1 protein-coding gene is annotated in these 569 nt (G+C 37.8%); it reads right to left on the bottom strand.

Features of this window, described 5'->3' with window-relative positions; genetic code table 11:
• Positions 1-101 precede the first annotated feature (101 nt).
• Positions 102-569, bottom strand: a 468-nt coding sequence (locus OCV58_RS12170) for a hypothetical protein (RefSeq protein WP_267312932.1), incomplete at its 5' end; no start/stop codon positions are given.

Raw genomic sequence — 569 nt, 5'->3', positions numbered from 1 at the left:
CGCTGAACCAGCGCCCACGGCGTGTTTTGGGCTACCATACGCCGTCAGAGCTATTTGATGCATTCCTCGATGAAGTTTATGCTAGTGAGTGTGTTTCCTGATTATGGTTGTTCAAATTCAACTTGCAATTTACTTCCGTTAAATATTGCATTTCCGCCAGCATATATACCAAAAGCACCGTCATAACACGAAAAACTATTTACATTATTATTTACATTAATTTTTAAATCAGGGTTTATAATGGCCTCATTTGGTATTTGTGGACTTATATCAATACCAATGGCTTTTTCTCCGCCAGCAGCAGTAATATTTAATTTTGCGGTATCGTTTCCATTAATCAGCATACTATTATTTTCTATGTTAATACCAGTTACATCACCGCTCATATTTTCAGCATGAACAGAAGCTTCTCCATTAACTGTAACAGTTAATTCTTTATCAAAATCATTTATACCAATATCATCAACACTAACAGGTAGTGTCAAGTATTTTTCGCAAAATGGTTTGCAGGCCCTGATATGAGTGAAGTCACCCAGCAATGGAGGTATCCTCCAGAGCCGCCTGTAGGT

Origin of the sequence: Megasphaera stantonii (assembly GCF_025567065.1) — a bacterium.
Classification (GTDB): Bacteria; Bacillota; Negativicutes; order Veillonellales; family Megasphaeraceae; genus Megasphaera; species Megasphaera stantonii.
This window is presented reverse-complemented; position numbering and strand designations above follow the sequence as displayed.